The sequence below is a fragment of the Shewanella sp. SM74 genome (genome assembly GCF_025653725.1).
In the GTDB taxonomy this organism is placed as follows: Bacteria; Pseudomonadota; Gammaproteobacteria; order Enterobacterales; family Shewanellaceae; genus Shewanella; species Shewanella oncorhynchi.
The window spans coordinates 65,941-88,616 of sequence record NZ_JAKKRZ010000002.1 but is presented as its reverse complement, the minus strand read 5'-3'; the positions used below and the strand labels follow the sequence as shown (position 1 = coordinate 88,616).

General features: G+C 46.6%; 11 protein-coding genes. 5 read left to right on the top strand and 6 right to left on the bottom strand.

From position 1 onward, the window contains the following. Nucleotide 1 precedes the first annotated feature (1 nt). Nucleotides 2–2,824, bottom strand: coding sequence for a TonB-dependent receptor (locus tag L5M49_RS02475; protein WP_263265389.1), 2,823 nt, complete (start codon nt 2,822–2,824; stop codon nt 2–4). Nucleotides 2,825–3,319: 495 nt separating this feature from the next. On the opposite strand from L5M49_RS02475, the gene L5M49_RS02470 reads away from it, so the two are divergent. The 4 genes from L5M49_RS02470 (at nt 3,320) to L5M49_RS02455 (ending at nt 10,111) form a co-directional block, all read left to right on the top strand. Next, a complete protein-coding gene (locus L5M49_RS02470; protein WP_263265388.1) occupies nt 3,320–4,942 on the top strand; it encodes an alpha-glucosidase in 1,623 nt (540 codons plus the stop codon). 141 nt (nt 4,943–5,083) lie between these two features. Continuing rightward, nucleotides 5,084–6,355: a sugar MFS transporter gene (locus L5M49_RS02465; protein ID WP_263265387.1), complete on the top strand. Its 1,272-nt coding sequence runs from the start codon at nt 5,084–5,086 to the stop codon at nt 6,353–6,355. A gap of 143 nt (nt 6,356–6,498) precedes the next feature. Next, nucleotides 6,499–7,713 carry an RsmB/NOP family class I SAM-dependent RNA methyltransferase gene (locus L5M49_RS02460; protein ID WP_131524969.1) on the top strand — a complete coding sequence of 405 codons (1,215 nt, stop codon included), beginning with the start codon at nt 6,499–6,501 and terminating at the stop codon, nt 7,711–7,713. A 148-nt stretch (nt 7,714–7,861) separates the two neighbouring features. Then, nucleotides 7,862–10,111 (top strand): EAL domain-containing protein, encoded by a 2,250-nt coding sequence (locus L5M49_RS02455; RefSeq protein ID WP_263265386.1) that lies wholly within the window; start codon nt 7,862–7,864, stop codon nt 10,109–10,111. A 204-nt stretch (nt 10,112–10,315) separates the two neighbouring features. Here the strand turns inward: L5M49_RS02455 and L5M49_RS02450 are convergent, their stop codons facing one another. Beyond that, nucleotides 10,316–11,329, bottom strand: coding sequence for a D-alanine--D-alanine ligase (locus L5M49_RS02450; protein WP_263265385.1), 1,014 nt, complete (start codon nt 11,327–11,329; stop codon nt 10,316–10,318). Nucleotides 11,330–11,650: 321 nt separating this feature from the next. Here L5M49_RS02450 and L5M49_RS02445 point away from each other — a divergent pair, with 321 nt between their 5' ends. Beyond that, nucleotides 11,651–12,121, top strand: a complete 471-nt coding sequence (locus L5M49_RS02445) for a GNAT family N-acetyltransferase (protein ID WP_105252433.1) — start codon at nt 11,651–11,653, stop codon at nt 12,119–12,121. 168 nt (nt 12,122–12,289) lie between these two features. Here L5M49_RS02445 and L5M49_RS02440 read toward each other — a convergent pair whose 3' ends face one another. From L5M49_RS02440 to recC, 4 genes are all read right to left on the bottom strand, one after another. Continuing rightward, complete coding sequence (locus L5M49_RS02440; protein ID WP_263265384.1) at nt 12,290–12,685, bottom strand: hypothetical protein; 396 nt, start codon at nt 12,683–12,685, stop codon at nt 12,290–12,292. 95 nt (nt 12,686–12,780) lie between these two features. Then, nucleotides 12,781–14,982 carry an exodeoxyribonuclease V subunit alpha gene (gene recD / locus L5M49_RS02435; protein ID WP_263265383.1) on the bottom strand — a complete coding sequence of 734 codons (2,202 nt, stop codon included), beginning with the start codon at nt 14,980–14,982 and terminating at the stop codon, nt 12,781–12,783. Next, entirely contained in the window at nt 14,979–18,764 is a 3,786-nt protein-coding gene (recB, locus tag L5M49_RS02430) for an exodeoxyribonuclease V subunit beta (RefSeq protein WP_263265382.1), read from the bottom strand. Before recB ends, recD begins: the two co-directional genes overlap by 4 nt. Continuing rightward, nucleotides 18,761–22,540 (bottom strand): exodeoxyribonuclease V subunit gamma, encoded by a 3,780-nt coding sequence (gene recC, locus L5M49_RS02425; RefSeq protein WP_263265381.1) that lies wholly within the window; start codon nt 22,538–22,540, stop codon nt 18,761–18,763. The genes recB and recC overlap by 4 nt, the downstream gene beginning before the upstream one ends. Nucleotides 22,541–22,676 lie beyond the last annotated feature (136 nt).

The following is a 22,676-nucleotide window of genomic DNA, read 5'->3' as shown; positions in this document are numbered from 1 at the left end:
TTTATAAAGAGTAACTTAACCCTAGGAAGTACTGTCTACCGAAGTATTGGATTGTTCCTGTCTGATGTTCTTCACCAAAATAGGTTTTGTTCGGTTCATCAGTTAAGTTATTAATTTGGAATAAGAACTTAAGTCCATTTTCCAGAGCGTATGAAGCTTGATAATCCACAATCGTTTCGGCATCGAAGAAAGCAAGTTGTGATTCAACTGCCACTTGTTCTGAAACATAGCTGCTACGATATCTCATGCTGACGCGAGTATCGAAACCGTCCAGAGTATAGAACAAGGTGGTGTTGAGTACGCTTTCTGATAAACCTGGTAATGGAATGGTTAAGTTTGAACCACTTAAATCTGTGGTAAATTCCACTTCACTGTCTGAATACGAGTAGCTGCCAGTGAAGCCAAGACCGCTGAGTGGCGATGGTAGGAAATCAAAGACTTGGGTATAACCTAACTCAACACCACGAATGTAGCCGCCATTGTCGTTGTTGATCGCAGTTTGATATTGACCTTCATCTTTCACTACTGGGAATTCAACACCATTATCGATAATAGTATCGGGGACGATAAATCCATTACCTTCAAAATCAAATGGTTGGATTGTAAAGTTGTTGATAAAGGATTTAATATCTTTGTAGAACAAGGCTACGACAACCGCACCTTCAGAATCTTCAAAATAGTGCTCGTAAGATAAGTCGTATTGATCTGCATAAAACGGATCGAGTAGAGGACTGGTGTTACCCCAAGCATTGTATTTTTTGTATCCCGGTGTAGCAGAATCGTCATACCAAGATCCCATGCCTGACTTTAGCTTGTCGATTGGAGGACGTGACATCACAGATGCTGCAGCAAAGCGCAGTTGATCATTTTCAGTGAGGTGGAAAGTTAAGTTGAGTGACGGTAAATAATCGGTATAGGTTTTACCTATCTCGTTACGGATATAATCGGTACTGATCACGCCAAGTTCATCAGTAATCGCTTCACCTAGACCATAGCCAACTTGTTGTAGACCTTTACTGCTTTGATCTGTTTGAACAACACGCACGCCCACGTTACCCGTGACTTTCATATCGCCTAAGTCAAACTCGAGATTACCTTGGACATAGCCAGCTAATACATCTTCATTGACCGAACCGCTTTGGATCATGGTCCAGTTATTAGACCAATTTGCTGTCGGGGTGAAAGGGGATTGTCCTGTTGCCGCTAACTGCGCGTTAACCAGCTCAATGGCTTTGTTGAAATCAACGGAAAGGAAGTTAGGGTAGCCTGATAATTCACCGCCAAAGTTGACGACATTTGTCATGTCAGTGTTCATTTGAAGCACCGGCTGGTTAGTTGGGTTTTTACCAAATTCAAAACCATAACCGGCTTGTGAACGTTGCGCATTAAACTCACGTTCTGAGTAGCGCAGACCAAAATCAACTGAAGTTAAGAAACCAGAATCTAATGCATAGTTAAAGTCTAACTTGTAGGCGATAAGATCATTTTGTTGATCGTATGGCCACATACCCACTTCTTTTAAACCCAAGGTCGCGGTATTGGTATAGTCGTTTGAAAAACTGACATCGGCTGGGCTTAAACCATGTAGTTGATAATTAATTGATTCGGCTGAGCGTACTTCATTACCTATATCATCATATAAAACGGCACGAGTGCCGCCGTTGACGAACTCACCATCGGCTTTTGAATAGCTCACATCACCTGCGACAGTTAATGCGCCGCCATTATTCCACTCAATATTGACTGAGCCTGATGTCAGTTCTGAATATTTTGAGTCGTTATCATTGATAACAAAAACGGCAAAGTTATCAGTACCATCAGTTGATACCGTTCCGCCTGTCATAGAACCATTTTCGACAACCGCATCACTAATAGTACCGTTTTTTAATGACTTAACGCGAAAGCCTCGGGCAAAGTTTTCGGAAGTGAATTTTGAATGGAATAAATCACTTTTTACACTGAGATTGTCTGTTGGTTGCCAATGGATAGCAGCCATATAACCATCACGTGTATCATCACCGCCTTTTTGCTGTAACTCAAAACCTTCACTGATTGATTCGGCAGCACCGTCGCCATTGACATCTTTTTTATCGTCGTTGAAACGTAAACCAATGAATTGACTGGCAACATAAGGTTGGTACAAATGGGCATAGCCTAGCGCCACACCGAGTGTATCTTCAAGGAATTTGCCTTGATAGGCAAAGCTAAGACGGTTGCCATATTGATCGGCATCGGAAATCTCATCCGCTCTGTCATTAAAACTGCCGCGAGCATTGATATTAAATGATTGGTCTTTGTCGCTTTTTAAGGGATCTGCTGTTTTTAATTCTACCGTACCGGCGACGCCACCTTCAATCAGCGAGGCTTTTGGTGTTTTATAGACGGCGGCTTGACTAATTAATTCGGATGGATATTGGTCAAACTCAATCGCGCGTTTACCGCCCGTTGTCACTTGTTCGTGTCCATTAAGTGTTGCAAAGACGAAATCACCATCAAGACCTCGAATATTGAGGCCGCTTGCTTGTCCACCAGTGCGCACTGCGGTCACGCCTGGTAAGCGAGTCAGTGCATCAGCGATTGACTGATCGGGAAGGGCGCCAAGATCATCTGCTGAAATCGATTCAGAGACGGTATCTCCAAAGCGTTTATCATTTAGTGATTTGATGACACTGGTTCTAAAGCCTTTAACTTCAATAACCTCAATAGCAGCTTCTTTTGCTTTTGCTTCCTTATCTGTGGTCACTTCATCTGCCGCATAGGAGTGCATACTGGCACCTGCGGCGATGAGCGCTAAGGTTAGCAAACTGGGTTTAAATCGCATCATATCTCTCTTCCCCTTGGAGTCGCTTTATCGCTTTGTAGAGCGTTTTATCGTTATCACCGCGTTATGTTTGCGGCCTTTTTTTGGTATATGGGCGCTTAATTGACTGCATAAGTGCTGCGTTTATGACCAAATTGTTATGCAACGGTGAAGATACTACTCCCGAGTTTCTTAGCTGAACAACAGAGTGCATACGTATTCAATACCTAGCAGAGTTAAGAATAGACTGTGATAGAGGGTGAACTCAGGGAATAAAATGATTTTATTTTGTAATCAAGTGACTGTTACTAAAAAGTAAATTTCATTGTGATGCCATGTGACTATTGGCTGCATCTTCTGCATACGTATGCAGGTGTATTGAACCTTATTTCCCTCTTCACGTATGCTCGGTAACACAAAATAAGCCGCGATGACTTTACTCTGCAGTAACAAAACGATAACTGTTTGCTTGAGTGTGTTAGGGAAAGTTCGCTGTAGAATAATGATAAAGGGGCAACAATGAGTGAGTTAACGTGGTGGCGTGGTGCAGTGATTTACCAAATTTATCCGCGTAGCCTTTTAGATACCAATGGTGACGGCGTCGGGGATTTACGCGGCATTATTATAAAGCTGGATTACATTGCGAGTCTCAATGTCGATGCCATCTGGATTTCACCTTTCTTTAAATCTCCTATGGCAGATTTTGGCTACGACATCAGTGATTACCGCGAAGTTGACCCTCTTTTTGGCACTATGCATGATTTCGATGAATTGATTGAAAAAGCCCACGGTTTAGGTATTAAGGTCATTATTGATCAAGTATTAAGTCATACCTCGGACCAACATGCGTGGTTTATTGAGAGCCGCGAAAACCGTTCGAATCCCAAGGCGGATTGGTATGTGTGGGCCGATCCTAAGGAAGACGGTACAGCACCTAACAACTGGCTCGCGATTTTTGGCGGTTGTGCTTGGGAGTGGGAACCGCGCAGACAGCAATACTATTTACATAACTTCCTGCGTAGTCAGCCCGATATTAATTTCCATCATCCCGAAGTGCGCCAAGCTGTGCTGGATAACGTTGAATTTTGGCTTAAAAAGGGGGTAGATGGCTTCCGCTTAGATGCCATTACCTTCTGTTATCACGATGAACTGCTCAGGGATAATCCGGCAAAACCTAAGGATAAACGTCAGGGCCGTGGTTTCAGTGAAGATAACCCTTACGCCTATCAATACCATTACTACAATAATGACCGTCCGCAAACCATCGCTTTTATTGAAGATTTACGAAAGCTCATCAATCGCTATCCAGGAGCGGTGACCTTAGGCGAAGTCTCTGCCGAAGATTCTTTGGCTGTAATGGCTGCCTACACTAAGGGCGAAGATCGCCTACATATGGCCTATAGTTTTGAGCTATTAACCGACGATTACAGTGCCGCTTATATTCGCCAAACCGTAGAGGCTTTGGAAGCGAGCATAGGTGATGGCTGGCCATGTTGGGCTATCGGCAATCATGATGTGCAGCGCGTAGCGAGTCGTTGGGGGCAAGGTAAGCAAAATTCAGACATGGTCAAAATGCTCAATGCCATGCTAAGTTCGCTGCGCGGCAGTATATGTAGTTATCAAGGTGAAGAACTCGGTCTAACCGAGGCGCCAATTGAATTTCATGAGCTGCAAGATCCTTTTGGCAAAACATTTTGGCCTATGTTTAAGGGGCGTGATGGTTGCCGTACGCCAATGCCGTGGCAGCAAGGCGCTGACTTTAGTGGTTTTAGTGATGTTTCTCCTTGGCTGCCAATTGCACCTGCGCACCAAGCGTTAGCTGTGGATGTACAAGAATCTGATGCTGATTCCATGCTCAACGGTTATCGACGTTTTCTGGCTTGGCGTAAGTTACACCCGGTGTTAGTTGAAGGTGATATTAAATTTGTTGATACAAAGGAGCCCATTTTGGCCTTTGTTCGCACCTTAGGCGATATAAAAGTGTTCGTGGGATTCAATTTAGGTGATACCGAGGTCGAGTTTGATTTCTCTGCATTTGAAATCAGTGAGTCGCTGACGGGACATGGCCTTAAAACCGCACAAATAGAACACAATCAGCTGAAGTTTTCGGCATTTACCAGCTTTTATGCAATGTTAAAGTGAAAATGATTCATTTTTATTCGGTTGAAGTGTTATAGATACGGGATCCCAAGCCCACAGTTCGATATAAACCCGCCCACGGGCACCATGGGGAATGTAACCTTAATTAGTTCCTGATAATAAAAACATACAGAGAGAATAACTATGGCGTCATCAATTAATACCGGTAGCTACACGAGCAGCACTGGCGAAAATGGGTCGGGCAGTTATCGTTTTGCCTTGATCTCATTGACTTCACTGTTTTTTATGTGGGGTTTTATCACCTGCTTGAACGATATTCTGATCCCGCATCTTAAAGCGGTGTTTTCACTTAATTATACTCAAGCCATGTTGATCCAGTTTTGTTTCTTCGGTGCTTATTTTCTAGTCTCAATCCCTGCGGGTAACTTAGTGAAAAAGCTGGGTTATCAAAAGGGAATTGTTACAGGTCTTGTGATTGCAAGTATTGGTTGTGCGCTGTTTTATCCTGCGGCGGCCCTTGCTACTTACAACTTGTTCCTCGGTGCATTATTTGTTTTGGCATCAGGCATCACAATCCTGCAAGTGGCAGCCAATCCTTATGTCAATGCCTTAGGCAGTAGCGAAACTGCGTCGAGTCGTTTGAACTTAACGCAAGCGTTCAACGCCTTAGGCACAACGGTTGCGCCGTTTTTTGGTGCTATGTTAATTCTTTCTGTTGCCAGTTCAGTATCAGGCGATTTAGCCCAAGCGAGCGCTGAAGCGGAAGTGGTTAAACTGCCATACCTGTTACTTTCTGGCACCTTGGCAATTTTAGCGCTGATTTTTGCGAAGTTAGATTTACCTGTGATCCGTGAGCATGATGAAAGTGTTCAAGGTGAAGTTCAGACCCATCTAGGCAAAACCAGTGCCTTACAAAGTAAGCACTTAGTGCTCGGCGCTGTGGGTATTTTCGTGTATGTCGGCGCAGAAGTGTCTATCGGTAGCTTTTTAGTTAGCTTCTTAGGTGAAAGCCATATAGCGGGTATGCCAGAAGTTGAAGCCGCCCATTACATCGCCTATTATTGGGGCGGCGCTATGGTGGGACGTTTCATTGGCTCTGTGGTGATGCAAAAAGTACCAGCAGGCTCAGTACTTGCATTTAATGCTTTTATGGCGGCGCTACTTGTGGTTGCAGCGATGACAACCAGTGGCAGCATTGCTATGTGGGCAATCCTTGGGGTGGGGTTATTTAACTCGATTATGTTCCCAACGATCTTCAGCTTAGCGCTTCGTGATTTAGGTCCCCACACTTCACAGGGCAGTGGCATTCTGTGTTTGGCGATTGTGGGCGGCGCGATTTTGCCTTTATTCCAGGGCATGTTAGCGGATAATCTTGGCGTTCAGCTCGCCTTTATTCTGCCCGTGATTTGTTATGGTTTTATCCTGTTCTACGGGGCTAAAGGCTCAAAAATGTAATGGATTAAACTGACTGTGGCAAAAAAGCGATCTTAGGATCGCTTTTTTTATGGCTTTAACCTTAACTCGGCGCCAGCGCGCTTGCGTATTAGGGCCTGACCTCCTATGATCCTCCGGTTTTATCATTCATGGTGACCTTTTAAATGTTGAATTCTCCGCTTTCTGCCAGCTCGAACGAATTAGTGATCAGTATCTTAACTATGGTGCTGAGCCAAGGAAAACCCTTAGATCGGGCCTATTCTCAGCATTTTTCTGGGTTGCAATTAGTACCCGCCGAGCAGGCGCGTATCGCATTAACGACGGGTGATATCCTACGTCGTTTAAATTTATATTGTTATCTGGCGGAAATTAGTCCAGATGAGATGGAGCGTTTTGGCTCTAAATTGCTTAATGCTTGGCATTTATTCCACGGGCTTGAACTGCCTAAAATGCAATATTCGCTGCAAGTTGATGAGGTGCGTTTAGCTGAGCGTATCGAGCAAGCGAAAACTAAGCCTGTATTGTGGGACGGTTGCCCTGAGTGGCTCGATGTTATGGGTCGTGAGCAACTAGGTGAGTCTTGGGAAAAAGAGCGCGCCGCGTTAAGTACTGCGCCGAAACGTTTTTTACGCGCTAACGGCCTTAAGGTGACTCGTGATGAACTGGCCGCTAAGCTTGCCGCTGAGTTTGTGAGCACGCTCTGTGTTGATGGGGTCGATTCAGCCCTTGAAGTGACCTCCGATTCAGCCTTGTTCCGTACCCAAAGCTTTAAAGATGGCTTATTCGAGCAGCAGGATGCGGGCTCTCAGCGCGTAGCTGCGGCGCTTGATGCCAAGCCAGGCATGAAAGTGATTGATGCTTGCGCGGGTGCGGGCGGTAAAACCTTACACATAGCTGCGCAAATGCAGGGTAAAGGACGCTTGTTGGCCATGGATGTGGAGCAATGGAAACTCGACAAACTCAAAGAGCGTGCCCGTCGTAATGGGGCACACAATGTCGAAACCCGTGTTATCGCCAGCAGTAAAACCATTAAACGCTTAAAGCTCAGTGCCGATAGGGTATTGCTTGATGTGCCTTGCTCTGGTTTGGGTGTATTAAAGCGTAATCCCGATGCAAAATGGCGTGATACCGTAGAGCGTTTACCCGTGTTAATGGAACTGCAAAAACACATTTTGAGCAGTTACAGCCGCATGGTCAAAGTCGGCGGCATAGTCGTCTATGCGACTTGCTCTATCTTCCCTTGCGAGAACCGCGGTCAAGTGGATGCGTTTTTAGCCGAGAACCCCAACTTTCGCCTGATTGAGGATGAAAGTATCAGCCCAGCCGATAGCGGCTTTGATGGCTTTTACCTTGCAAAACTTGAACGTATTCAAGAATAAAGCATTGCTTTTTAGACTAAAGTAAACCTTTTACCGCGCAGGTAAAGGGTTTACTTAATTAACATTAATGCCTAGAATTTCTTATAAGTTATAAATATTTAACATTGTTAATCAGTATTTATATTGCAACTTTGCTCTTAAGGAAATTATGGCGTACGGCGTTAACCTTCCAGATCTGCTCGATCATGCAGACGTTAAACTCGCCCACAATGTCAGCATAGCTTGTTATAGCAGTATTCTTTCTATGCTGCTCAATGGCGCACCGCTACATGAAATCTTGCACGCCTTAGTCTTAAAAATCGAGGCTCAAAAAGTAGGAACCAGAGGGTCTGTGTTACTGCTCAGTGCTGACGGTAAACGTCTGTTATTAGGTGCCGCCCCCAATTTACCCGACAGTTACAATCAAGCCATTAATGGTGTCGAAATTGGCCCCAATGTGGGTTCTTGTGGCACGGCTGCCTATTATGCGCAGCGTGTTATCGTTGAAGATATCGCTCAACATCCTTACTGGGTTAATTATAAAGAACTGCCATTACGTGCAGGTCTTAAATCTTGCTGGTCAGAACCTATCAAAGATACTCATGGCAAAGTGCTAGGCACATTTGCCATGTATTATGATACGATAAAATCCCCAATAGAGCAGGATTTAGAGCTCATTTCAGAGGCGGCAAGACTGGCGAGTTTAGCCATTGAACGCAGTCGTGCAATGGGATTTCAGCATTTAGCTGTGAAAATTTTTGACCGGTTACCCCTTGCTCTGGTTATTTCCAATTCTGACGATGCAGTTCTCTATGCTAATCCCGCTTTCAGACATATAGTTATTCCTCAAGATACTGATATAGCTAACTTTCACCCTAAGATTTTTTTAGCATCATCCCAATCTAATGAATTAGTGGGGTTATTTGAGCATTTAGCTCAGGACAGAATGTGGCAGGGTGAGTTGGTGGGTCTTAGGGGAAATGGCGAGGAGTTTTATCTTGACCTTATCGTCACAACCTTCCGAGAGTCCAATGGTCAGCAACCCTGTTTTGCATGGCTATTTTCAGACATTAGTGAACGTAAGAAAGCGGCGCAGCTGATTAAGTATCAGGCCAATAATGACTCTCTTACGGGACTTGCTAACCGCAATGCGTTATTCAAGCAGATCCAAGCGTTAATTACTTCCGACAGTTTGACTCCCGGCTTTAGTTTTATGTTGATGGATTTAGATAACTTTAAGCAAGTTAACGACACCCATGGCCATGACAAAGGTGATGCGCTGTTAGTGCAAGTGGTTAAACAGATCAGCGAGTGTGTCGATGACACTATGGTGTTTGCACGCTTAGGAGGGGATGAGTTTGCCTTGCTATTACCTGGGGTTGTTAACCAGAAAGAATTGGCACAAATTGCAGATACAATTAACAAAAATGTGGCAAAACATTATGTGCTAGCCGATGGAAAAGGCGTTTATAGCTCGGTAAGTATAGGGATTGCCCGTTTTCCTGAAGATGCCCTCGATCTTGAACAGTTGTTAAATTGTGCCGATCAGGCCATGTATATTTCTAAGGCAAATGGTCGCAATCGATATCATTTTTTTACTGAACAAATGCAGCTAAATGCCGAGCGTGTTGCTAGCCTTCATAATCAGCTTAAGCAGGCATTAGATCAGCATACCTTCGAGCTTTATTACCAACCCATAGTCAATGCGACCACAGGCTTGATTGTCCGTGCTGAAGTGCTGCTGCGCTGGCAGCATGAGGGAACGTTTATTCCACCCGATGAATTTATTCCTATCGCTGAGAACAGTGGTTTAATCGTTGATATTGGCCGAGATGTTCGCCTTGGTGCTATGCAGACTATTTTAGAAATGCAGGAACGAAATTGGCCCATTAATTTATCGGTGAATGTCTCGACTTTTGAGTTTTGGTCCCATGAACTACAAGATGCCTTTGTGGAATCCTTTGCTGCGATTATCGAGCAACTTGAGGTGACAGATTTCCCTTATGATAGATTAACCCTTGAGATCACTGAATCTTTATTGATGAAGCAACATACGTATCTTATTGATGTACTTAATGGTTTGCGAGTTAAAGGGATTAAAATTTCCTTAGATGATTTTGGGACGGGTTACTCATCTCTATCTTATTTAGCTAATTTCCCTATCGATCAAATTAAAATCGATAAGAGCTTTATCGACAGATTAGATGAAGGCAAACGTCACGAAGCGTTGGTGGAGGCCATAGTGCGTTTAAGCCATGCGTTAGATTTAACTGTGACCGCAGAAGGGGTAGAAACGGAGTCCCAGCTAAAATTTGTAATGGCAAATCATATTCAAGAAATTCAAGGCTATTTATTTTATAAGCCTATGCCCAAAGCTGCATTCTTTGCCCTGTTGGCAAAGCAAGCTGAGCTGCATTAGGTTCTTGGTATTGGAGCTTTGATGTTTGACCTAAATATGAGGGCGGCTTAACCTGCGACAGCCTGATTGATATATTGGGTTTAGATGTAAGTTAATAATCCAATATTTAGGAATATAGTGTTGAAAGATAACAAATAAAAAGAGCGCCTCGGCGCTCTTTTTATGATTGAAAACGGATGCAGTACTGAGTCAGCTTGATGAATGTTAAGATTTAGCGGTTAGCTGACCATTAATCACTAGGCTCAAGTATTGCGTAAAATCGTGACCGTGATTTTGCAGCATTTTAGGGAACATAGAAATCGGCGTAGAACCTGGGAAGGTATTGATTTCATTCAATAGAATTTCATTGTCCGCGGTTAAGAAAAAGTCGATGCGCGATAAGTGACGCAGCTTCAATCCTTTAAATGCCTTGATTGCATAAGCGCGGATCTGTTCGCTGATCTCAGCTGACACATGCTGCGCGACCACATCGGTGCGTGCTTTACTGTTTTTGGCGTATTTCTCATCGAAGGTGTAGAAGGTGTGGGTATCACAGATGATTTCACCTGGTACTGTCGCCACCACTTCACCGTTGTACTCGTATACTGCGACTTCTAACTCACGGGCTTTAATGGTTTTTTCAACGATAACATAGGGCGCATAGCCGAAAGCATCTTTAAGCACGCCAGCGACTTTATCGCTGTCATCGACTTTATAACAACCAACAGAGGAACCCTGTGAGGCCGCTTTGACGAAGATGGATCCCCATAGTGCTAATGCGGCTTGGGTTTGCTCTATTGCTGCATCATCGAATTGGTTTAGGAAAATATACGGGGTATTCGGAATACCTAAGGCAGAGAACCACATTTTAGCGGTGATCTTATTAAAGCAGTTACTGCTAGCCTCGGATTCACAGCCAAAATAGGGCAGTTGGATCAAATTAAAATAGGATTGAATGTCACCTGTTTCGCCGGGATAGCCATGAATGCAGGGAATGACGTAATCGACCGGCCATGGGGCTTTGCTCTCATCGCGGAAGCGAATTTCGCGGCTATTGGTCAGTTCACAATCATCACCCGCAGCGGTGCGGTATTGACCAAATTTATCCAGTTCGACACGCAATACACAAAACTGTTCGGATTTTGCCAGTGAGGTTTCAAAATAATTGGCCGACATGAGTGAAATATCGTGTTCGGCACTTCCGCCGCCGCACAGCAAAAGCAGGTTGATCTTAGACATTGTGAGTGATTCCTCAAAGTGAGCAAAATCGGATGACATCGGCCTGTGGCAATACGAATATCATCCTATAGTACAGCCGCTGTCATCTTAGTTTTCTTGCCCCTATGAGTGCAAGGTTTTGCTGACTGATGGCTATTAAGTGGTGAATTTTAACGCATTACATCGCATTGCAAATATGGGGTAGTGCCTTTGTCAGGTTTATTTTGATTTTTGTGGCGTGAGATGGCAATGTCGTTGGACTATTGCTTCGTCACCGTCATCTAAACTGTGCAACCCAGTACGAGTGACATTGACTTTAGGCAGATTACAGCATGGTATCTCATGGTGAATAAAAACATTCGGTTAGCCCGCTTACAGGATACAGATAGTGTGCAGGTATTACTTGAGCAACTCGGTTATTCTTTGCCCCATGCTGCTTTAGCCCAGACGTTAAGCCAATATCAGCATGATTCTCTGCGCCGCAGTGATGAATTACTGGTGTATGAGCAACATAATGCGCAGGGTGACCTACAAGTTGTCGCTGTGATGGCCTTAATGTTCTTTGATTATTTCCCCGCCTTGAGTCGTATCTGTCGTATAACCGCAATTGTGGTGGATGCCGACATGCGGGGTCAGGGCGTTGGCTCTCAGTTGATCGCCTTTGCGAAAGAAAGGGGAAAGCAAGAGAATTGCCAGTTACTCGAACTCACTACATCGATGCAGCGCATTGCCACACAGCAATACTATGAAAGTATAGGGTTTACCAAAACATCTTTTCGCTACAGCTTAGTGTTGAGCGAACCAAACGGCTAATTCTTGGCTCGAGCGAGCATAATCAGATCCGTTGTCCTTGTGCCTTCGGGTACCGGAAAAACGTTGCGGGTGACATTGATAATTTCAAATTGATTGATTTTAGCAATTGATATTGCCTGGCCCACAGCCGATATTTAGTCATGCGAATTTGTACATTAATACCAAAGCTCAGAGTAAATAGTTCAGATCAAAACAGATGTTTAGCCCTAAGTTATAGGCATGATTTTTATGTAAATTCACCATTAACTCGACATCCATCAGTTGCGCTAAGGTCACTGGTCTCGCTTCCCAGCGCGGTGCGTGGCCAGCATCATTACAGTGTGCTAGGTATAAACGTCGCGTACTTTGATGTATGCCAAAATACGTCATATTACAACGCTGGCTAATCGTTAAATAGGGCTCAAAGTCGAGTGCATATACCTGCATGTCTTGAAATACTGACCACTGGATATAGCGGGTTTTTTCATAATAACGCTTAGGTAAAGTGGCATCTGGTGCTATGGCGTCAAACAAGGCAATAACGGCTTGTAGATCCTTAAGTGTAATAATGTCCTTTTTAATCAATGTTTAAATCCTTAGTTTCATGGTTAGAGTAAATCTAAAAGCCATATCTTAAAATGTAGTTCCTAAAGTGTTCCCCATTGACCACAAAGCTTCATTTACCCCCAAAGGCGGTCGGCAAGACCCGATGCGCGTTGGGTTGCTTGGCTACTGGCCCGCTCGAATACGTGCTGGGTGCCTAAGCAGGTAAAGTGGACTTTAGCGCGGGTGATGGCGGTGTAGACCAACTCTTTGGTCAGCAGTTGCCACTGGGCTAGGCTGGGGCTCGGCGGCAATACTAAGGCCACACTGCTAAATTCGCTGCCTTGGCTTTTGTGTACTGTCATGGCATAACAGGTTTCATGGCTGGGCAAACGGGCTGGCAAGACTTTTAACAGGCTGCCATCGGCCTTGATGAAGTGCGCCATTAAACGTTCGGGTTTATCTTCATCCTGCAAAATCAATCCGATATCACCGTTAAACAGGCCTAAGTTATAGTCATTGCTTTGGATGATAATCGGCCGACCCAGATAAAACTCCTGTAGCGGTTTAATCAGCTTGGCATTGGCCAGTGCTTGAGTCACATACTGATTTATGCCTTCAACCCCATAATCGCCCGAGCGCATAGCACATAGAATACGGTACTGGTTAAAGCGTTCAATGATGTAAGCTGTGCTTGGATGCTTGCTTAAATCACTATTACTCGTATCGCTATTCAAGGCGCTGAGATAAGTGCCATATTGCTGGCAGGCTTGCTCCAGTAGTAAATTGAGTCCCATATTATTAGCAGGCTCGCTTACTTTGGCTTGGGTTTGGCTTACGACCATACTGTGTTCTAACCAGCTCAATTCTGCAGGTCCCTGTTGCCATACCTGCAAAATACCTTGAAGATCTGCGCGATTGACGGCACTGGCGAGCAGTCCAATCCCTGCATCGCCTTTAAATCTGTGGCTGTGCATTAGCATACATAAGCTATCGCCAAGTTTAGGGGCGTCGCTGGTATAGGGCGTTAACTCAAAACCTGTTAACGCACTCAGACGCTCGGCTTGTTCCTTGGAATAGCGCATTTGCCACAGAGCAGGGCTGTTTGACGCTATGTTGTTCTGAGCAAGGTTATTGGGATCTACTGGTATTTTAAGGCCCGCACAAATATCGGCGAGCACAGCGCCCGCCTCAACCGAGGCGAGTTGGTCTTGATCGCCGAGTAAAATCAAACTGGCGTGCTCGGGCAGTGCGCTGAGCAGTTTGTACATCATGGGCAAATCGACCATAGAGGCTTCGTCGACAATCAATAGGTCGAGCCTAAGCGGATTACCTTGATGGTGGCGAAAGTGCGGCGAATTGGGGATCACCCCAAGCAGCCTGTGTAAGGTTGATGCCTCCTCTGGAATACGTCCCAGAGCCGTTAAAAAGTCTTGGCTATTTCTATTGAGAGCTCCATCATCAACAACATCAGCATGGGCGCTGAGTTCCTTCGCCAGACGCGCTTTTGAGGCTTTGATTGATTCGCTTAAGCGAGCCGCTGCTTTTCCCGTTGGCGCGACTAAACGGATTTCCTGCTGTGATTCCATTTGTAGCAATAACAAAAGCTTAGTCACAGTGGTGGTTTTGCCCGTACCTGGGCCGCCAGTGATCACTGACAGCTTTTTACCTAGCGCTGTTGCTGTGGCGACCTTTTGCCAATCAATGGGTGCTGTGTCTTCACTGTTAGTGAGTACATTGGTAGTGAGTGCATGGGTCGCGCTCACATTGGCAGGGAACAGTTGATCTAACAGTGACCTCAACTCAGCAGTTTGAGTTTGCTCTTGGTGGCTTGCTTCTTCAGATAAGTGCTTAGATACGCTTCCGGACAAGCGGATTAATGAGGCGGCGACTGAGGTTTCAAATTGATGATAACGTTGTAAATAGAGTCTGCCATTATCAAAAATAAGCGGTTTGTTACTGCCCGCTTGGCCGACGGCATCAAAGGTTTGTAAGGCCTCTGTGAGCGCTTCGAGGCTTAAGGTGATTTTACAATGGCTATTTTGTTCGGCCATGGGATTGAGTGGCACTATATGGGCGAGCACTAGACAACTGTGCTGTGAAGATAATTGCTGGCTTAATAGCGCGCACAGCAAAATAAACAAGGGATGTTGGCTGTCGCTTGGATGTAAGAGACTCATTTCGAGTGCGAAATGCCGATCGAGCGGTGTGAGCAGTCGTTCTTGCTCCCACTGTTTTAACAGCTCTGGCAGCGGCGCTGTAAGCTGAATTGCGCCATTATCTATCCATTTCGCTGCTGTGAGTGAATGTGCATTTAGCCCTTGAGTTGAGCGCATCATGCCGTGACTCCTGTATCTATTGCACGAGCCAATCTGCTGTGAAATAAATTGTCATTAAAAAGTGAATCTAGCGCGAGAATAAGTGCCTTCGGCGGCTTGTCGTAGTAAATACCATAGCCGGGATATTGAGCCGACATTCCCCGTAAGAACAAGTAATAACAACCGCCTATGTGGCTATCGTAGTCATAACTTGGCAGGCGTAAACTCAAATACCTGTGTAGCGCCAATGAGTAGAGAATGTACTGCAAATCGTACCTGTGATCGGTTATTGCGCTTTGCAGCGCGCTCTGATGATAGGCATTGATGTTGTCGCCTAAATGATTCGACTTATAGTCGGCGATATAATATTGACCTTGGTATTCAAAGGTTAAATCGATAAAGCCTTTGAGCATGCCCTTGAGATCATCAAACTTAAGTGTCGACTCATAGCCAAATTGCAGCAGTAGCGCATTGAGCTCAGTATCTTTAAGTTCGCTTAAGGGTAAATAAAACTCCATTTCGACTAAGGTATTCTGCGGCGATAACTTGGCTAAGCACAAATCAGGATGAGCAGGTTTGACGGCGCTTACATGCCCCGTGACCTGCGACTCTAAGGCGTGCGGTATCGCGCAGAGCGGTGCATGCAGCACATCCAAATACCAAGTATGTAATACTGTTTGCCATTCGGGCGCGATACCGTATTGCAGCATAGCTTTAGGCAATTGCAGCGGTAAGTCGATTTCTGCCTGCGTAAAATCAATCTCTTCTAACACTAAATGCATAAAGCTACCGGCATTGGCGCCGCGTTCAAAGTTAAAGCGATTGAGCATGCCATCCTGCAGCTCATGACTTGGCTCATCAGGAATAGAGAGTGTTTGCGCAGCCATATATTCAAGCGTACCTAATGCTTCATCATCGGCGCCCGGAGCGGCTTTGCCATGGCTGGTATTTTTAACTAGGCCTGAATAACTGCCGACTCGCCACGGCGTGCTGTATTGGCGGGTTAAGGTTTTTGCGCTCAGTATTTGTGCTATGTCTTGGCTTGAGGGCAATGGCCGCTCGTCTATGTCATCGGGCACCTTATCAATACTTATGGCTTCCACATCTTGGGCGAGCTGCTGCGCAGCATTGCAGATACGGGCAAAGTCACATTCTGAGTCGCCTATGCCCAATAGATAGCCGATAGCGGTTTCATGCAGCTGACTTTTAAGGCCATTTTTAAGCTGACGACTGTGATTGGCGATATACAAATAACACAAATACACAGGGCGAGTGAGCGCCACATACAAAAGGCGCAAGTCTTCGGCCAAGGTTTCTTGTTTGGCGCGATCCCAACCCTCATCCGTGCCTTCGATATCCCATACTAGCTCTTGCTCACCTGCATCGTTAGTTCTGTGGTACAGCATAGGCGTCGGGCGGCGGCGATTGTCACGGGCTAGGCTAACAAAGGGCACAAAACATACGGGATACTCAAGGCCCTTACTCTTATGGATAGTGACGATCTGCACTAGATTCTGCTCGCTCTCAAGGCGCAGCTGCTGTTCATCTGTGCCTGTGTTATCAATCAGTTGCTGTTCATACCAATTGAGTAGGGCACTCATACCATCAAGTTCGGTGGCCTTTTGCTGTAAGAGCTCAGCAAGGTGGCGAAAATCCGTCAAACGGCGCTCGCCATTCGTGGCATCTTGCTCCTGTGCATCGGTTTGCGTACTGGCGGTGTGCAGTAAACGGTCAATCAGTTTAGTGCTATTGGCAAGGCTGAGTAGCGCGGGCATGATGCCGCGTTTTTGCCACACTTGGTGCAAGTTAAAAAATTGCTCTAATAACTGCTGTCTGTGCTCTTCATCTTGGTTAAAGGCATGGATTTGCTCGGCGCTATAACCTAATAATGCCGTGGCTAGGGCGCTGCGCAGTGCCCGTTCATCCTTAGGATTCGCCAGAGATCGCAAAATTAACGCCATTTCTCGCGCTTCAAGGGTATCGAACACACTGTCGCGACTTAAAAACACCGCGCCTATGTGGCGTTTACTTAATGCGGTTTTCATCACTGCCGCTTCGTTGCGATCCCGCACTAGGATAGCGATGTCTTTAGCGATCAAAGGCCCTTTAGGGCTGTGGCATTCGCCATTGGCCGCATCTGTCAGTAAACGGGTAATTTGTGCCGCCGCGTCTTCGGCGAGCAAGTGTCTTGCCGTGGTTTTGTTGAGGCCGTTTTCTGCGCTTTCGCTTAAGAGTCTTAATCTTAAGGCGGCGGGATTGGCAGTTTTTTCAGTGAGGATTTTCCCTTTAGCACTGCTGGGCGTTTTCACGCTATCAAAGGGGATCGATTGATTGATAAAAGGATCGTGATGCTGGCTAAACAGATGGTTGACCCCAGCAACCATGTTTGCGCTTGAGCGGTAGTTGGTATCCAGATGATAGTGGGCCTGCGTATGATGACGGGCCTCAATATAGGTATGGATATCGGCGCCGCGAAAGGCATAAATGGCTTGTTTTGGATCGCCTATCATCAACAGACTGAGCTTATTTTCTGTATCGTTTTTGCCTTGCTCAAACGAGTAGCGGCCTTGGTAGATGCCAGAGAAGATTGCAAATTGCAGCGGATCGGTATCTTGGAATTCATCGATAAGCGCGACGGGGAAACGTGTTGCTACAGCTTTGGGCAAGGTTTCATTATTGGCATGTAGCGCGCTTGCTAACGTTGTGAGCAAGTCATCGGGAGTCAGCACGTTTTTTTGCTGCTTTTGCTGGGCAAATCGCTCGCTTATGCCGAGTTTCGCGCTATATAAAAACGCCGGTTTAATGGCGGCAATCAATGTGGCGAGCTGCTCCATATGATCCATCAGCGGCGCTTCGCTCACGCTTGGGATCACGCCGCCCTTGTTGAGTTTTAACTCAGACAAGGACAAGGCTTCTAATTCTTTCAGTGGCGGCAACCCATGACCGAAGGCGAGCCAGTTATCTAGTGCATCGAACATGGCGGCGAGCTTGGGGTACTTATCCGTTGCTTTGCCAAAGCGGGTGCCGTTGAGTGGCAAACTGTGTAGCAATGCCAATAAGCCATCGCGTCCCCTTGGCCAAGCTAATTTAAAGCGCTCTAAACTTTGGCGTAGTGACAGGGCTAAGGCATCAAACTTAAGCGCGGGTTTCAGAGGCTTTGCTTGACTGGCACCAAGGAGCGGTCGCAACTGTTTGACTAAACCATCGGGCTCGCCAAATTCCTTGGCAATGATTTGCGCTAAGTAATCGGGCAGCGGATAACAGGCCTCACGCCAAAAATCCCGCACGGCATGGTGCAAAAATTCGCTGTCGTCCAAGGTAAAGTCCGATTCGAACAGTAAGGAAGACTCAAAGGCGAGATCCGATAAAATTCGCTGACAGAAACCGTGAATGGTAAAAATCGCCGCTTCATCGAGGGATTTAAGGGCGAGATCGAACCGCCGCAGGGCAATGGCGCGTTCATTCTCTGGGGTGTTGTCATACAACGCCTGTACAAAGGGATCGGCAATCGTTAGCCCTAAGAAGCACTTAAAGGCGACTTGAATACGCCGGCGAATACGATCCCTTAGCTCTTCGGTGGCCGCATTGGTGAAGGTGACCACGAGAATTTGTTCGCAGGTGAGCGGTGCAAGAATGCCATCACCAAGCAATAAGCGTAAATAAAGACCTGAAATCGTGTAGGTTTTACCTGTGCCTGCGCTGGCCTCAATAAGACGACTACCGCCAAAGGGCAGAGTGAGAGGATCAAGCGCTTGTGGTGCTGAATGTAAGGCTTGCGTGTTCAACGGCATGTGTTCACTCATGCTTGCTCTCCCTGTGCGCTATTGCGGTTCAAATGTGGTGCGAGAGCTTGTGTGTCAGTCGCGTGTTCATTAGCAGGGCCTTGGCTCATGCCATCGTTGAGCGCAAATTCCTCAAGCTGAGCCAGCGTGTCTTTGATATATAAACTCACCATAGGGCGATAGATACGCTCGGCTAATGCGCCAAAGCTATCCTCAGAGAAATCCCGCGGGAAACTGAATAATCGCTGGTAATGGGGTTCATTTCCTTCTCCAAAAGCAGCTTCACCCAATTGACTCTGCTCATCTAACCATTCGGGTAACGCTTGCTGCAAACGCTCATCGTGCTCACCCTCGCAGCTGACGTAGGCCAGTGACGTGCGCGGCATAAAACACAGTGGGTGTTGTTGGCCTTGATAAAACAGCACCAGCAAATCGGCCAGTAACGCATGGGCGCGTTCAGCAGTGATTGGCGCTAGGGCGTGGAAATGCCCCATGTCGAGTAGATAGCTTGCATGTGTGTGGCCCATTGCCATTAAACACAGGTGGCGAAGGTATAACCTCAGCACATCGCGACCGTGGGCGCTACCGGGACGGTAATTGACTAACCCCTTAGGGCTGATGTCATCGATACGACCTTGCAGTAACACTTGCTGGGATTTACCCGCCGTGATGGGCAAGTCAAACACGAGTTTAATATCGGCGTGACTGCTGGCTTGTTCTCCCTTGAGGAACAAGGTTCTGCCAATCAAAGGTTTAATATCATGCTGATATTGGCGCAGTAGCAAATCATCGAAGGGCTGCATGGGCAAAGTGCCACTGGCTTTGAGGCGTTTAATCAGCTCGATATCGGGCTCAGTTAGGCCTTGGCCTATGGCATCATCGAGTAACTTGGCCTGTAACATATAGCGCTCTAGGGCATTCAAGCTAAAGGGCTCGTCATTATCATCGGCCTGAATATTAAGGCTGAGATCGACTTTTAACGTACGGTTGAAGAAGTACTGCGCCGGATTTCGAAAGAAACGGATCAGGGCTGACACATCCACTTGCTTACTTTGCTGTTGTTCGTGCTCAGAATCTGGCACTGAGTCTTGTTCATCCGCGTCGAGCATGATGCGAGTTTGCACGCCGATAAAGCGGCCCGCATGTGTACCCACAGCGTCCGTATTGGGTGGACACCATTGCAGGCTGTAACTTTGGCCTATGCCCGAGCTATTTGGGGTTCTGCCTGAGCCATCTATGTTTGAGCCATTTTTGTCATCATTTTTTTCTGTGGCTTGATACAACTTAGGATCGAAGGGTTGCAGTGGCTGGTGGCTGACAATTGCGTTATAGAGGGCTTTTTCGGCATCCTCTGGGTCTATGGGGCTTGAAGCGTTTTGCGATTGAGCCAATAGCGTTTCAGGTAGATAGCACAGCTGACAATATTCAATCAGTTCAGAGACGAGCATAGAGGCGATACGCTCAGAGTTATCCCGTTCGCTGCGTCCGATGTAGCTGATATACAGTTGCTCCCGCGCCGACAATAAGGCTTCTAAAAACAAATATCTGTCATCGAGGCGGCGGGAGCGATCGCCTTTACGGGCACCAAAGTGTGCCATTAAATCAAAGCCAACGGGATGTTGAACCCTAGGATAAACCCCATCATTCATGCCGAGTAAACACACGACCTTAAAGGGGATCGATCGCATCGGCATTAAGGTACAAAAGTTCACGCTTCCCGCAAGATAACGCTGGCCGACCCGAGATTCGGTTAAGCGTTGATTAAACCACTGCTGCAGTACTTCAATACTGAGGCTCAGTCCGCTTATACGCTCTTGGGTTAGCGCCTCTAGCGGGTTTGTCTCTAACGTTTTTGTATCTAAGGGCCTGCCCGCTGATAGTAACTCTTGCTCTAGGGCGGCAATGGCATCGCGGATTTCCTGTAATTGTTCGCGTTCGTCTTCATCTGTGTCGTAGAAGGCATCTAGTAGCTTAGTTAATTCCGCTAAACGCAGGGCGCCCACTTGCGGCAGGGCGAGTATTTGCGCCGTTTCATCGAGTACTTCAATAAAATTGAGTAGCTTACCTAACGCCTGTGCCGATTGGCCTTCGATGCCAGTGACGACAAGATGGTCTTGGTAGAGCGGCGCATCGTCACTCAAGGCGTAACCTAAAATCAGCCTTTTAATACCAAAGGCCCAGGAGTTTTGCTCAAACGCTGGCACACCTTGTTTAAGGCGGCTTTGTTCATCGCGGCCCCAGCGCACGCCTGCTTCATCTAACCAGCGGCGGATCAGTTGCAATTCATCGTCATCGAGCTGGAAACGGCGCAAAATGGCGGGCACTTCGAGTATGCTCAAAATGTCGGTCAGACCAAAACGACTTTGATTAATTCCAAGTAAATTTAAAAAGCTATTGATGAGCGGTGATTCCTGCGCTGCGCCGCGATCGGCAATGGCGTAGGGAATGTAATACAGGCCTTGCTTCGCCGAGAAGACGGCATCGATATAGGGTGCGTAGGCGGCGACATCGGGCATCATCACCACTATGTCTTTGGGTGTCAGGTCGACATTATTGCTGAGTAACTCAAGCAAGTGATCGTGCAGGGTTTCGACTTCCCGCAGTGGGCTGTGACAACTCTTGACTCGAATGGATTCATCGTCGCGCTTAAGCAGGCGTCTGTTCTCGACATTTTGGTACAGCTCGGCATCTGGCCCTAGCACTCTGTCTAAGGTTTGCATCTCTAAAATATCGTATTGCACGCCGTGGAGCATGCTGGCGTTACTGTGTGGCAAGTTGGGATCGTCACAGGGTTCACAATACACATCGTCGCCAAAGTCGCAGTGTTCGGCGGGGAGCTCAAGCAGCATATCGAGTAATTCACGGCCCATCTTGCCGTTATTGGCAAGCAGCGGATTACCCACTTCGAGTTTATCTTCCCACAGTTCGGCTAATTGGCGTTTACCCGCATATTGCACCGCCATGCGGGCCCGATTACGGGGATCAACAATGTCGCCCCAATAGTGCTGACAGGGGCTTAAGCCAAGCACGATCACATCGATACGACTTGCCAGATGGTAAAGCACTTCAAGGGTTTGCGGCGCCATCGAGGAAATGCCAAACACAAATAGGCGTTGTGGCAATTTGGCGAGTGACGTGTCGGGATGATTCAGCGCGGCAATTAAGTCACTGTGCAGGTTGGCCCTGTGGTAATGGCTTTGATTAAGCTCATCATGATTAAACGCAATCAGTGCGCGCCATAAAATGGGTTGCCAGCGTTGGTCTTCATTCAGCGGCTTGGTGAGTGATTCGGGATGCTCGTTTTGCTCCCACGCTAAAATCCAATCGGGGCGATACACTAAGTATTGGTCGAAGATATCGGCAATCCGGCCACAGAGTTGGTACAGCTTAATATCGTCAGCCGTCATATCACTCGTGTCGGTGGCATTTGTGCTGGATTGCTGATGACTTAGATAGTGTCTCAACGGCCCAAAGGCGTCATTTTGTAGCATGCGCGGTAAGAGTTGCATTAGCTTCCACGTCATTGCCGCCTTAGTGAAGGCGTTATCCTTAGGCACATTGGGCAATAAGTCATGGCACAACTGCCAGGTAAAGCTCGATGGCAGCGGGAATTCCAGTGCGGCGGCAATTCCATTTTGTTTGGCGATTTCGAGGCGTAGCCAAGTCGACATGCCGGGACTCTGTACCAGAATATGCTCGTTACTCAGTAGACGTGCAAAAGCAAGCGGTTGGGTCAGGTAAGCGGCTAAATGGGCGCAGAGCACTTCCATCTGATTGGACTGGATTAACTTTAGCATGTGCAACTCGGCATGGTGACAATAAAACAATTCTATGTGTTTGATTTATAAGATTCAACACTATTGCTGCTTCTGTGGAATTAACCCGCAATTTTAGGTGTTTATTGGTGCTTGCTCCGATGATGTATCGTCAGTT